General features: G+C 63.5%; 13 protein-coding genes and 2 tRNA genes. 6 read left to right on the top strand and 9 right to left on the bottom strand.

Annotated features, from left to right (window positions below):
• On the bottom strand, positions 1–911 hold a 911-nt coding region (gene purM, locus EOA23_RS24540), incomplete at its 3' end, for a phosphoribosylformylglycinamidine cyclo-ligase (RefSeq protein WP_127306051.1).
• A gap of 310 nt (positions 912–1,221) precedes the next feature.
• Between purM and EOA23_RS24535 the strand changes: the two genes are divergently transcribed.
• From EOA23_RS24535 to hdaA, 3 genes are read left to right on the top strand one after another with little or no spacing between them, the layout of a single operon-like run.
• A complete protein-coding gene (locus tag EOA23_RS24535; protein ID WP_127306049.1) occupies positions 1,222–1,839 on the top strand; it encodes a CDP-alcohol phosphatidyltransferase family protein in 618 nt (205 codons plus the stop codon).
• A 13-nt stretch (positions 1,840–1,852) separates the two neighbouring features.
• Positions 1,853–2,998 carry an AI-2E family transporter gene (locus tag EOA23_RS24530; protein WP_126061751.1) on the top strand — a complete coding sequence of 382 codons (1,146 nt, stop codon included), beginning with the start codon at positions 1,853–1,855 and terminating at the stop codon, positions 2,996–2,998.
• Position 2,999: 1 nt separating this feature from the next.
• Entirely contained in the window at positions 3,000–3,704 is a 705-nt protein-coding gene (gene hdaA / locus EOA23_RS24525; protein ID WP_126061750.1) for a DnaA regulatory inactivator HdaA, read from the top strand.
• A 263-nt stretch (positions 3,705–3,967) separates the two neighbouring features.
• Here the strand turns inward: hdaA and EOA23_RS36600 are convergent, their stop codons facing one another.
• The 5 genes from EOA23_RS36600 to EOA23_RS36970 form a co-directional block, all read right to left on the bottom strand.
• Positions 3,968–4,126 carry a hypothetical protein gene (locus EOA23_RS36600; protein ID WP_245474334.1) on the bottom strand — a complete coding sequence of 53 codons (159 nt, stop codon included), beginning with the start codon at positions 4,124–4,126 and terminating at the stop codon, positions 3,968–3,970.
• 905 nt (positions 4,127–5,031) lie between these two features.
• Positions 5,032–5,108: transfer RNA gene (locus tag EOA23_RS24515), tRNA-Pro, on the bottom strand.
• 90 nt (positions 5,109–5,198) lie between these two features.
• Positions 5,199–5,681 carry a pyridoxamine 5'-phosphate oxidase family protein gene (locus EOA23_RS24510; protein WP_127306048.1) on the bottom strand — a complete coding sequence of 161 codons (483 nt, stop codon included), beginning with the start codon at positions 5,679–5,681 and terminating at the stop codon, positions 5,199–5,201.
• Positions 5,682–5,744: 63 nt separating this feature from the next.
• Positions 5,745–6,920, bottom strand: a complete 1,176-nt coding sequence (locus tag EOA23_RS24505; RefSeq protein ID WP_127306050.1) for an NAD(P)/FAD-dependent oxidoreductase — start codon at positions 6,918–6,920, stop codon at positions 5,745–5,747.
• A gap of 239 nt (positions 6,921–7,159) precedes the next feature.
• Positions 7,160–8,128: an NAD(P)H-dependent oxidoreductase gene (locus EOA23_RS36970; RefSeq protein WP_189341691.1), complete on the bottom strand. Its 969-nt coding sequence runs from the start codon at positions 8,126–8,128 to the stop codon at positions 7,160–7,162.
• Between the two features lie 242 nt (positions 8,129–8,370).
• Here EOA23_RS36970 and EOA23_RS24495 point away from each other — a divergent pair, with 242 nt between their 5' ends.
• Entirely contained in the window at positions 8,371–8,676 is a 306-nt protein-coding gene (locus EOA23_RS24495) for an ETC complex I subunit (protein WP_126061746.1), read from the top strand.
• A 55-nt stretch (positions 8,677–8,731) separates the two neighbouring features.
• Positions 8,732–8,808 (top strand) — tRNA-Arg (locus EOA23_RS24490).
• A gap of 39 nt (positions 8,809–8,847) precedes the next feature.
• On the opposite strand, the gene EOA23_RS24485 is transcribed toward EOA23_RS24490, so the two are convergent.
• A complete protein-coding gene (locus tag EOA23_RS24485; RefSeq protein ID WP_127306047.1) occupies positions 8,848–9,753 on the bottom strand; it encodes a LysR family transcriptional regulator in 906 nt (301 codons plus the stop codon).
• 150 nt (positions 9,754–9,903) lie between these two features.
• On the opposite strand from EOA23_RS24485, the gene EOA23_RS24480 reads away from it, so the two are divergent.
• Positions 9,904–10,773, top strand: a complete 870-nt coding sequence (locus EOA23_RS24480; RefSeq protein WP_127306046.1) for an NmrA family NAD(P)-binding protein — start codon at positions 9,904–9,906, stop codon at positions 10,771–10,773.
• A gap of 48 nt (positions 10,774–10,821) precedes the next feature.
• Here EOA23_RS24480 and EOA23_RS24475 read toward each other — a convergent pair whose 3' ends face one another.
• Together EOA23_RS24475 and EOA23_RS24470 are read right to left on the bottom strand one after the other, a co-directional pair.
• Positions 10,822–11,796, bottom strand: coding sequence for a hypothetical protein (locus EOA23_RS24475; protein ID WP_127306045.1), 975 nt, complete (start codon positions 11,794–11,796; stop codon positions 10,822–10,824).
• A gap of 128 nt (positions 11,797–11,924) precedes the next feature.
• Complete coding sequence (locus tag EOA23_RS24470; protein ID WP_127306044.1) at positions 11,925–12,710, bottom strand: hypothetical protein; 786 nt, start codon at positions 12,708–12,710, stop codon at positions 11,925–11,927.
• Positions 12,711–12,836: the final 126 nt, after the last annotated feature.

Below are 12,836 nucleotides of genomic sequence, written 5' to 3'. Positions count from 1 at the left end.
ATTTCTTCCGGCGCGACGCCGCCGGTCTTTGCCAGCCACGAGAACACCGGCGGCACGTCGATCGCCTCGAGGTCGAGCTCGGCCGAAAAATCCTTGGGCAGCACGCGCGGGATGTTTTCCGGGAAACCGCCGCCGGTGATGTGGGCCAGCGCCTTGATGCCATGCGTGTTGCGGATCGCCTTCAGGATCGACTTCACATAGATGCGCGTCGGCTCGAGCAGCGCCTCGGCGAGGCTGAGCTCCTCGTTGAACGGCGCCGGATCGCTCCAGGCAAGACCGCTCGCGGCCACGATCCGGCGCACCAGCGAAAAACCGTTGGAGTGCAGGCCGGAGGAGGAAAGGCCAAGCAGAACGTCGCCTTCGACGATGTCGTCTGTGGGAAGCAACTGGCCGCGCTCGGCCGCGCCGACCGCGAAACCGGCAAGGTCGTAATCCTTGTCGTGATACATGCCGGGCATTTCGGCCGTCTCGCCGCCGATCAGCGCGCAGCCGGCCTGCCGGCAACCCTCGGCGATGCCGCCGACGATCGCGGCGCCCTGCTCCGGATCGAGCTTGCCGGTGGCGAAATAGTCGAGGAAGAACAGCGGCTCGGCGCCCTGGACGACGATGTCGTTGACGCACATGGCGACGAGGTCGATGCCGATCGTGTCATGCTTGCCGGAATCGATGGCGATCTTGAGCTTGGTGCCGACGCCGTCATTGGCCGCGACCAGCACTGGATCGGTGAAGCCTGCGGCCCTGAGGTCGAACAGGCCGCCGAAGCCGCCGATCTCGCCGTCCGCGCCCGGCCGGCGCGTCGCGCGCACCAGCGGCTTGATCTTCTCGACCATCAGATTGCCGGCATCGATATCGACGCCCGCCTCGGCATAGGTGAGCCCGTTCTTGCGCTTGGCCGGATCGCCCTTGCTCATCGTCGGCTCGTCCCTGTTTGTCATTGCGGGCTCTTCGCATGAATGGTTTCGGGGAGCAAGGCGCGAGAGCTAATCTCCCCCCTTGAGGGGGAGATGTCGCCAAAGGCGACAGAGGGGGTCGCCGCGCGTAGAGCTCGGCCGCCGTCCCTTGCTATAAAGCGCATCGGCACTTCATGCGCGGCGACCCCCTCTGGCCTGCCGGCCATCTCCCCCTCGCGGGGGGAGATTACTCGCTTCGCCGCCCCGCTACTTGCGCCCACTTCCCATCTCCCTAATCTTTTTCCCAACAAGAGACACGACGGGACATCACGTGACCCTTCCCAACATGATCACGATCATGCGGCTGCTGCTCGTGCCCGCCGTGGTGCTGACCATGCTGCAGTCGCTTTGGGGCTGGGCCTTCGCCGGCTTCCTCGTCGCCGGCATCTCCGACGGCGTCGACGGCTTCATCGCGCGCCGCTGGAACCAGTCGTCCCGCCTCGGCGCCTATCTCGATCCGGTCGCCGACAAGCTCCTGCTTGTCTCGGTCTTCGTCGTCATGGGCTTTGCCGGCGAATTGCCGCTCTGGCTGGTGGTCACCATGGTCTCGCGCGACGGGCTGATCGTCTGCGCCGTGCTCCTGTCCAGCGTGATGAGCAATCCGGTCGAGGTGAAGCCGCTCTTCGTTTCGAAGGCCAACACCGCCGCGCAGATCGTGCTGGCGGCGCTGGTGCTGGGCGAGCTGGCCTTTGCCGTGCATCTTGGCCCACTGCGGACCGCGCTCATATTGCTGACCGGGGTCTTGACCGTGGCTTCGGCCGCGGCCTATCTCGTGGCTTGGCTAAGGCATATGAGCGGCTATGGCGAAGGCTCCCGAACGAGCAACTCCCAGGACGACAACACCAAGTCGGGCATCGGCAGATCGGGCGGCTCCGGCACGGACGCCTGACCACGATGGCGCCGTGATCGCCGCTGACGACAGCTCCGGCGCGCTTCGTCGCCAGGTCTTCTTCTGGCTGGCGACGGCGGTTCTGCTGGCGCTGTTCCTCTATGTCTTCTCGGGCATCCTCCTGCCTTTCGTCGCCGGCATGGTGCTCGCCTATTTCCTCGATCCGGTCGCCGACTGGCTGCAGCGGCTCGGCCTCTCGCGTCTGATGGCGACGGTGGTCATCCTGATTGCCTTCATCGTCGTCGTGGTGCTGGCCTTCGTCATCCTGGTGCCGGTGCTGGCGACCCAGATGGCCGATTTCGCCCGCAAGCTGCCGGAATACCTCACACGCCTGCAGTCGCTCATCACCAGCTTCGACCCGAAATGGCTGGAGCAGCGTTTTGGCGTCAACGCCGCCGGCCTGCGCGACGGGCTGAACTCGCTCCTGACCTCCGGTTTCAGCCTGCTCACCACCGTCTTCACCTCGATCTGGAGCTCCGGCGTGGCGCTGGTCTCGGTGGTCAGCCTGTTCGTCGTCACCCCGGTCGTCGCCTTCTACATGCTGCTCGACTGGGACCGCATGGTGGCCGAGGTCGACGGCTGGGTGCCGCGCGACCATGTCGAGACGGTGCGCGCGCTTGCCCGCGACATCAACACCGCCACGGCCGGTTTCGTGCGCGGGCAGGGCACGCTATGCCTTGTGCTCGGCGCCATGTACGCCACCGGGCTGACGCTGACCGGATTGAACTTCGCCATCCTCATCGGCTTCTTCGCCGGGGTGATCTCCTTCATCCCCTATGTCGGCTCGCTGACCGGGCTGGTGCTGGCCGTCGGCGTCGCCTTCGTCCAGTTCTGGCCGGACTGGACGATGATCGTGCTGGTTGCCTGCGTGTTCTTCGTCGGCCAGTTCATAGAGGGCAACATCCTGCAGCCCCGGCTGGTCGGCAAGAGCGTCGGCCTGCATCCGGTGTGGCTGATGTTCGCGCTGTTCGCCTTCGGCGCGCTGTTCGGCTTCGTCGGCCTGTTGATTGCCGTGCCGGCCTCGGCGGCGATTGCCGTGCTGGTGCGTTTCGCCATCGCCCGCTATCTCGAATCGCCGCTCTACAAGGGTCACGCCACAGGGCCCGTGCCGCCATTGCCGGCCGATCGCGGCGGCGGCCACCGTTCGAAGCGGGGCTGAAATGGCTGCTCAGCCAGCAGATACGCCGCGTCAGCTGCCGCTCGATCTCGGCCACGGCACCGGCTATTCGCGCGACGAACTCGTCGTGTCGGGCACCAACGTGCAAGCCGCATCGCTGATCGACCGCTGGCCGGACTGGCCGTCGCCGGTGGTCGTGCTGGCCGGGCCGCCCGGCTCGGGCAAGACGCATCTCGCACGGATATGGCAGGAGCGGGCGCATGCGCTCGCCATCCAGCCAGGCCGGATCGGCGAGCACATTGCCGGCCTGGGCATGAGGCCGGCGCTCATCGACGACGTCGACAAGGCGGCGATCGATGAGCAAGGCCTGTTCCACCTGATCAATGAAGTGCGCGGCGCGGGCTCGACGCTGCTGCTTACGGCACGGCGTTTCCCCTCGGCCTGGCGCGTCGCGCTGCCGGATCTCGTCTCGCGGCTGAAAGCGGCGGCGACGATCGAGATCCACGAGCCCGACGATCTGCTGCTTGCCGGCGTCATCACAAAGCTGTTCGCCGACCGCCAGGTCGAGGTCGAGCCGCATGTGGTGCAATATCTGGTGCGCCGCATCGAGCGTTCGCTCGGCACCGCCATGCGTGTCGTCGAGCGCCTCGACCGCGCCGCGCTTGAGCGCAAGACGCCGATCACCCGCGCGCTCGCGGCCGAGACGGTCAGCGCCATGGACGAAGGGCAGGGCGAGTTCGATATCTAGGAGTTCCCCTTCTCCCCTTGTGGGAGAAGGTGTCGCCGAAGGCGACGGATGAGGGGTGCTCTAGGGAAAGCCAGCGTGTCACTTCGCTGGAACACCCCTCATCCGTCTCGGCGCTGCGCGCCGATCCACCTTCTCCCACAAGGGGAGAAGGCAAAAAACTACGCCCATACCCCGGCCAGATGCCGGGCCAAAAGATACACGCCCGTATGCGCCGCGATGTAACAGGCGGCGACAAGGACGAAGACCATCAGGCCGGCGGATCGCTACCGGGCGACGCCGTTCTGGCGTTTGCTCGGCCGGTTGTTCCAGACCCATAGGCCAGTGCACAGGATTGCCCAGACGACCATGACCGGAACCGCGAAGCCGTAATAGGCCAGGTAGGCCGGACCGATCAGTGACAGCAGCGCCTCGAGAACGGGCATCGACAATCCCCCTTTGTCCGAAGTCTAGACCGGCGACAAAGTTGGGAGCGAGGGGGATTGTTCGAGCCGCGTCCCGGCCTGTGCGGCATCCGTGGGAGCCTGCGGCGTAGCCGTCCCATTCCGGAACAGTCTTCCCGGCATCGATCTTGCAACGCCGATAGTGCCGGTTGATCCCGGCCCCGGTCGCGTTCCAGATCGGGTTGTAGGCTCGCCGGGCTCGAGGTTGTTGGGGTTCTCGCCCGGCGGGTTTGCTGTCGCAGCGGTCAATGGGCTCCGCTTACCCGTTCATCCTGTCCCGCAACCGGCGCAACCAAGCGGCGAAGGCCTGACCATGGGCTGCATGCATTGGGATTTGATCAAGGTCATCTACTGCCACGAATGCCGCGCCGCCAGCCGTGACGATCGAATTTGCAGTTCACCAATCGTGCGGTGACGCCGGAGCAGCGGAACGGCTGGACGCCTTGTCCATAAAGCGGCCCGACAGTTCCGCACTCTGTTGGGGTGCGCTGGGTTAAACCGCCGGGCCTAGCCGACTCGGGGTGGGGAGTCGGCCGACGCAGAGGTTACATTAGTAAGATTGCATGAATATCACGGTTGGTTACATTCCACCGGTTTCGCTGAACTCGCCGGGCGAGGCCCCCAACAACTGCCTCAAGCCCGACGAGCTGCCGGAGATCAACCCGGCAATCGCTGCCTTGCAAGGCCGATGCCAGCGTTTCCGTCCTTGAATGATACGCCTTAGCCTCTGAACGCCTTAATGGAACATGTCGTTTATCGAGATGCTGGGGCGCCCATGGAACCCTGCCGCACCGATTCGCCAATGGCAGCGACACTTGCCAAATTTCGCTGGCAGGAACGACTCAACTCGGCGAGCAGGCGGGTTTGGCCGTAAGTCTTGATTTTAATGGTCGGAGTGGCGTGATTCGAACACGCGACCCCCTGATCCCAAATCAGGTGCGCTACCAGGCTGCGCTACACTCCGACGTCCCGCGGCGTATAGGGGGCGCACGCCCGGAAGGCAACACAAAAACGGAGCGCGGTTCGATCCGGCCGATGATGCTGTCAAGGTAGCCTAGAGATCGACCTTGGCGACGTTGTCTTTGTACTCCTCCTTCGGATCGTAGCCGAGCAGCATCTTGATGCCGGAGACGACGCTGGAGGCGTCGAGCCAAATCTCGGCCTGTTCAGGCTCGAAGCGAAGCAGCGTCAGCTTCGGATCGTCCCTGCCGCCTTCGAACCACGCTTCCACGTAGCGGTTCCACAGCCGGTCGATCACGACCCGGTCGTTATCGATCTGCAACCGGCCTTGCACCGTTGCAAAAAGGTCGCGACCCTTGGATACAAACGTCGCCGTTGCCTGGCTGCCGGAGGAAAGTCCAAGCACAAGCTCGGTTTCCCTGGCGGTGAAGAACCAGATCGGGCCCCTGGCCTCGGCTTCCAGTTGCGCCGTCATGGGGCGCGGGACGATGTTCGAGCCGTCAAGCCCGATCATCATTGTCATATCCGATTTCAGGGCTTTCCAGAATTTTGCTTCGAGCTCATCGGGCGTCGGCATCTCGCTTCCTTTCATCAGAGAAAGGCAAACGACCGACCGTCCTGTCTGTTCCTTGTGGCGGGCTCAGCTCTTCAGGCCAGCGATCTTCCTGGCGATCGCCGCGGCCTGGATTGTCGAGTTGGCGAAGCAGCCGCGAATGCTGGGCCGCATGCCGGTGAACCAGAGCCCGGGCAGCTTCGGGTCGTTCGCGGCGCCGTTGAACAGCGGCACGCCCTTGGCGTCCAGCACGCCGAGCTTGCCCAGCATCGGTTCCAGTCCGGTGCGGTAGCCGGTGGCGGCGATGACGATGTCGGGGGCGATCGACTGGCCATTGTCGAGCACGACGCCGTCGCGCCTGAATTCGCGCAGCTGCGGCACGACGATGATGCGCCCGGCCTTGATGGCCTCGACCGCGCCGTCGTCGGCCGCGATCGCGGTATAGTCGGAGCCGAGCCGGCTGGCGCCGCCCGACGGGGCAGGGGGCAGGCCGTATTTCGTCAGATCTCCGAACACCAGGCGTTGGGTTGCCGCCATGACCGCGTCGGCGAGCCATGTGGGCAGGTTGGCCATGAGCGGCGATATGCGGTGCACCGCGATCTTGCCGATGCGCTTGGGCAGCAGCGAAGGTCCGTTGCGCGCCGAAAGCCAGATCTGGCCGGTCTCGACACGGGAAAGATGGTTGAGCGCGTCGAAGCCGGAATTGCCGGCGCCGACCACCAGCACCTTCTTGCCGGCATAGTCGCTTGCCTTTCCGAAATCGGCCGAATGGATGATCCTGCCGGAAAAATCCTCCATGCCTGTCCAGGCCGGGATGAAGGGTTGCCGGTCCCGTCCGGTGGCGATCACCACATATCGCGCCGCCTTCAAGCCCTCGCTTGTCCGCAGCAGCCAATGGTCGCCTCGGAATTCGATCTCGTCGACCTCGACGCCGAAGGCGACGGGCAGCCGGTGCGTCTCGGCGAACTCATTGAGATGGCGCGCGACGGCGCTGCGGTGCGGGAAGGCCGGTGTCCCCGCCGGATAGGACACGCCTGGCAATGAGGAGAGGTCGCGATGCGTGTTGAGGTGCAGATTGTCGTGGCGGCGGTGCCAGGGCTCGGCCAGCCTCTGCTCGCGCTCCAGGATCTGCGTCGTCACGCCGGCCCTGGTCAACGCATGCGCGGCGGCAAGCCCGGCGGCGCCCCCGCCGACGACAATCGTGCCGTCCAGTATTGCTGGCTCGCCGGTCCCCAACGGCGAGACTTTCGTATCCGCGCTCATTCGTATCTTTGTCGTCGCCATCATGCCATCAAGTGGCATGACCATGTATCCGATGTATGCCGCTCGCAGGCCAAAAGGAATAGGTGCGTGTTGCAGAGCCCCCCGGCATTGTGTCGCGGATTTTGCAAGCGCCGGCTAAAGCATGTCTCCCGAAAGTGGGAACCGGTTTCGGGATAAAGACATGCGTAAACTAAAAGGCTTAAAGCGCATGGAGCGAATCCGAAGGATCGCGACGCGCTTTAATGAACCGGGTCGGCATGGCGATGGACCAGCTTGAACGCGCCATCCTCCAGCCGAAACACTTCCGTCACCCGCAAGGTCATCTCGGTCGCCTCGCCGTTCTTGCCGATGCGCGCCTTGGCATGCTGCAACCCGCTCCAGAACGCCAGATCCCCGCTGGAAGATGCTTGCAGCACCTCGAGGTCGGTGTTGCCGCCTTTGTGGAAGTTTGCGGCGTCGCGTTCGTAACGGCCGGCAACCGCTTCGGCGCCTTCGAGATGGTCTCCGCGCGGTGAGAAGAATGTCGCCGGCCCGGCACGGGTGACGATCGCCTTCAGCGAGGAGGCATCGCCATTGACATAGTCTTCGGCGATCTTCTCGCGCTGCTTCATGAAGGCATCGAAGGCCGAGCCGCCAGGATGCACCGTCCTGATCCAGCTTTCCAGGCTGGCCATGAAATTTTCGAGGAAGGTGGCGGTGTCGGCATTGGTCACCGCGCCTTTGCCGTCCAGGAGTTCCGCGACATTGCCGATATAAGCCTCCGGCTGCTGCATCACCGGCATGTCGAGGAAGGCGAAGGTTTGTCTCAGCGCATGATTGGCGCCGAAAGCGCCAAGCTTATGCGGTGTGACACTGACGACCCCTGCGGGCAGTCCCTTGAACACGCTCCTGCCCGATGGGCGCGAGCCGACATCGAGCGCGTTCTTCAGGCAGCCGGGGATCGAGCGGTTGTATTCCGGGGTGACGAACAGCACCGCGTCGCATTCGTGCATCGCCTCACGGAAGGCCGACCACGCCTCTGGCGGGTCGTCACCGTCCAGATCCTCGTTGTAGAGCGGCAGGTCGCCGATCTCGATGAAGCGGCAGCGCACCGAATCCGGCGCGCGGGCCGCAAGCGCCTTGGCGATCTTGCGGCTGAAGGACTGGGCGCGCAGGCTGCCGACAAGCACGGCGAGCTGCAGGACGGCATGTTCGGTTGCATTGGTCATGGCGAAATGTCCGCTTCTGATTGAGGCTCACAGGATTGCCCGGCCCGGCCGCCCGACCTTCGATAATGTCGCCGGCGCGGCGAGGTTCCCTGCGCCGTGGGGGCGCAGGAGCGCCTGCGGCCTTGCCGCCGCGGCCATTGCACAGTAATGACGGGTTGGCGCGAGAATTTCGGGCTCCCGATGGGACCCCGCAAATGGCGCCGAACAACGGTGCCCGATCGCCGGGCGGCAAAGAGGTGGTCATGTCCGCGCGCATTTTCAGTCCAGCCAAAACCGCGATGCAGTCCGGCAAGGCCAAGACCGGACATTGGGTGCTGGAGTTCGATCCCGCCCAGCGCAAGAAGATCGACCCGCTGATGGGCTACACAACCTCCGGCGACATGCTGAGCCAGGTGAAGCTCACCTTCGAGACGAAGGAAGAAGCGGTGGCTTATGCCGAGAAGGAAAAGATCGCCTATCGCGTCGAAGAGCCGAAGGAAGCCAAGCGCCGGCAGATTTCCTATTCGGACAATTTCCGCTATGACCGCAGGACGCCCTGGACGCACTGACTTCCCGAGTCTTGCATCGCTTGGCGTAACGCAACAGCCGGCCCGGCCGGCCGACGGTCCCGTAGCTCAGCTGGATAGAGCACCGGCCTTCTAAGCCGATGGTCGCAGGTTCGAATCCTGCCGGGATCGCCAGTTTATTCAATGGGTTACGAGATCTACGTGACTCCGGATCTAAACCTCAGCCAGCAACTCTACCACGAACTCCACGAACGCCCGCACCTTGGCGGTGCGGTATTGTCGCGAGGGGTAGATCGCGTGGAGCGGGAAGAGCTCGTCCGACCAGTCCGGAAACAGGTCGATCAGCCGGCCGTCGCGAACCTGCTCGCGCGTGGCGAATTCCAGCACCTGCGCGATGCCGGCACCGGACAGGCAGGCGTTGAGCATGGTCGGTGCGTCGGAGGTCATCAGCCTGGTCCGCACGCTGAGTGGCAGCGCCTCGTTGCCGCGGCGAAATTCCCACTCATAGGCGCGGTTATGCGCGGCGTCCCAGAAATCGATGGCGTCGTGGTCGGGCAGGTCGGCAGGGTGCCGCGGACGGCCGCGGCGCTCGATATAGGCGGGCGCCGCGACGGTGAGTATGCGCGTCTCGAACAATTTGCGCGCGGTGAATGAGCCGGCCGGCGGATCGCCGAAGCGCAACGCAAGATCGAACCCGTCCGCCACCAGGTCGCCCACCGCGTCGCGCATGATGAGCTCGAGGCGAAGCTCAGGATAGAGCGCCAGGAACCGGCCCGCGTGCCCGGCCAGCACCAGCTGCGAGAAGAACGGGTCGACATTGACGCGCAGCCTGCCGCGAACCACCGAGGTGGCGCCGGTGGCCTCGACCGCCGCCTCCTCGATGCCGTCGAGGTGAGGACCGACCCGCTCATGGAAGCGCCGCCCTTCGTCCGTCAGGTGCATGGTGCGGGTCGTGCGGTCGAGCAGCCGCACCCCGATGCGGGCTTCAAGCCGCTGGATGGCGCGGCCGACGCCCGAGGCGGTCATGCCGAGCGAGTCCGCTGCCCGCGCCATCGAACCGGCCTCGACCACCGCCATCAGCACCGTCACGCCGGACAGCAATCTTCCATCATAGGGCATCCGCCATTCCCAACCTGGAGTCCGGATTATGATGACATATCGGCGCTGGGATCAGCAAGCCAAGGGTGTGAAAAGACCGGCCAGAGACCGCCGGCCAGTCGTGGCCGCCGGCCGTGATCCCGTTCAACCAGCACAAACGAAGGAAAGATCATGTACGCAGTTACCGCCATTACCGGCCGCGTCGGCGGGGTTCTTGCCGAAACGCTGCTGGCATCAGGCCACAAGGTTCGGGCCGTTGTCCGCGACGAAGCCAAGGGCGCGCCGTGGCTGGCCAAAGGCTGCGAGGTCGCCGTCGCCGACCTCGGCGATCCCGGGCCTCTGGCCGCCGCACTTTCGGGCGTCGAGGGCGCGTTCATCCTGTTGCCGCCGGTCTATGATTCCGAACCCGATTTCCCGGACGTGCTGCCGAAGATCGCCGTCGTCCGCGAGACGCTGCACAGGGCGCTGCCGCGCAAGGTCGTCGTGCTGTCGACGATCGGCGCGGACGCCACGCAGCCCAATCTGCTCAACGTTTTGCGCCTGCTGGAAGAGGCGCTCGCCGATCTGCCCGTGGCCGTGACGTTCCTGCGCGCCGCCTGGTTCATGGAAAATGCCCAGTGGGACCTCGCCTCGGCGCGCGATGAGGGCGTGATCGACAGCTACCTCCAGCCGCTCGATCGGCCGGTCGCGATGATCTCGGCCGCCGATGTCGGCAGAACCGCCGCGGAACTCTTGCTCGAGGATTGGAGCGGCCACCGGGTGATCGAACTGGAAGCGCAACACAGGGTGTCGCCGAACCAAATCGCCGCAGCCTTTGCCAAGGCGCTTGGCCGCGAGGTCGAGGCACGCACTGTCCCGCGAGAGCGCTGGGAGACGATCTTCCGCGAGCAGGGCATGCGCCATCCCGAAATGCGCATGCGCATGCTCGACGGCTTCAACGAAGGCTGGATCGACTTTCGCGATCCCCATGCCCTAAGGCGTCAAGGAAGGACTGGGATCGACGAGGCGATTGCGAAGCTCGTCGGCGCGGCCAGGCGGTAAGCGGACTCCGCGGAATCGGCTTTGACGCGGATGGGTAACGCGCAGCGCTTAGAAGTCTTGCGCCACCCTGCCGCTGGTGCCGCCAAGATATTTATCCCAGACATAGTCGCGGATCAGTTTTCGATGGTCCGTAGTTCTGCGGTGATAACTGGGACGGTCGGGGTAGGATACGCCGGCGACATGGAAGAATGCTTCCTCGATGATCTCGTGGCGCCCGACCGCCCCCGCCATCGTCATCGGGGTTTCCCGAGCGACGGCAATGGCAACGTCGCTTGCCCTGTCCAGATGCGAGTAAAAGACGTTCCAGTTTGCGCCGCCAGTATCAAGCCCCATGTTCAAGCGGGGTTCGAAGTTCAGCTTGCACCCCACCGTGGCGGAGAAGCGATAGAAGCAGAAGCCTGCCCATAAATTCCAATGCCGATCGGTCGGCTTCGACTGGTGGATATGATTTTGACCTGGAAGGAAAAGCTTGCCGTACACAGCCTTGCCTTCCATCCTGGATGGGATGTCAAATGGCACGACCGGGAAACAGTCATGATCAATGAAGCCGAATAGCTCGGGCTCCAGATGCCGTATGATGTTGTGATAAGCCCAGGTTATCGCGGTTCCGTGCGATCTCGACAGATGTTTTTCCACCCGCATCGGAAGCGCCAAATAAGGCACGCCTCTTACCTTGCAGATGCTTTCTATTGCTTCTCTCGATGCCCGATCGGTCGAATTGTCGACGACGGCCAGGGTCATTCCCGGAGGGTGCATTTCCCAGGCCTTGGCCAGTGCATCTATGACCCAGGGTGTATTGAACGCCACCGTGAAGCAGACACGCGATGTATCACTTGCCTTGAGATGATCTGCAAAAGCACGTCCAGCAGCTCGGCCGCGATATTCGAAGGCCTTGTATACCAAGCCATTTCTGACTTCCTTCGCCGCGATGACTGCCGGCGATCTGGCTAGGATATCGACAATCTTCAGACCCATCTGGCGTGCATAACTTGACATCAGGAGAAAGGGAAGTCCGCTGTTCAATCCCCCTCGGTTCGATATGGAATAGACATCTAAGGCGCCGCGCCGGACCGAATGTCTCTCCGGCCACCTCAGGCGATGGGCGTGCCTTGATCAGCGAGGTTTTTGTCTGCGGTAGTCCTCACACCAGCTTAAAACGACCACCTATCCCGCTGCTGCCACAGGTCCATGGGAGCTCGCCACAAGCGATACCAGCCGGCCCTCTTTACCTGATCGGCTATCGGAGAGTCGCCATACATGTCGAAGAACTTCAGCACGCGAGGGCTGGCGAAAGCCTTTTTGCCACGTGTGTTGTAGTCGCTGACCGGAAGGCGATGTCGGCTGAGAGACAGGCCATTTCGAGACAGTGCGACACCGATGCAAAACTGCTCGGGTGCGTCTGTATTGGTCAATTCACGTACGGCCAGCATCGCAGAATAAGCCTCGGTTAACGACCCGACATTGGCTCGGTGAATGCCAAGGATTCCGCTTTGCCACATCGGTTCGTGGCCTGTCAGGGTGTAGTCTCCGATCTTGACGCCTTTGCCCGTGAGAACCGGGTAAAGCCGATGCTTGCCCTCGCACTTCCGCATGAAGGAACGGGTCGGCGAAATCTGTCGGAACCCTCTGGATGGATTCACATAAGGATAGTGGTCGGAGTCCATGAAGATCAGACGGTCCGCCCGCTGCAGGATCTTGATCAGGCACGCGGCCTTGATGCCGAAATGATAGCGCCGGCCGAAAGACATCTGCTCCTTCTGGTCGGCGGTGATGGCCATCGTTTCGACCGGGTATCGGCGAAAAAGCTCGGGCCTGTCGGTTGCGATAATTATTTTGGCGCCAGGGCAATTGTGCAAAAGCTTAAGCGCGCTGAGCAGCGCGCCGAAGTGATAAACCTCGTTATCGCCATAGGCGATATAGCCGAAAACGTCGTTCATTCGATCGAAAGGGGAGAAGTGTCCGGGATCCTTCCCCTATCAACACACGCATTCGCGATCCACCCAAAAGTTCCTCCCATGCCGCCCGTCCGAAGTTCCTGGTTGATGGCCCGGCCGATCCGGGGC

This window comes from Mesorhizobium sp. M2A.F.Ca.ET.042.01.1.1, assembly GCF_003997405.1.
Lineage (GTDB): Bacteria > Pseudomonadota > Alphaproteobacteria > Rhizobiales > Rhizobiaceae > Mesorhizobium.
Note: the sequence above shows the minus strand (reverse complement) of the source record. Positions and strands in the feature narration are given on the sequence as shown.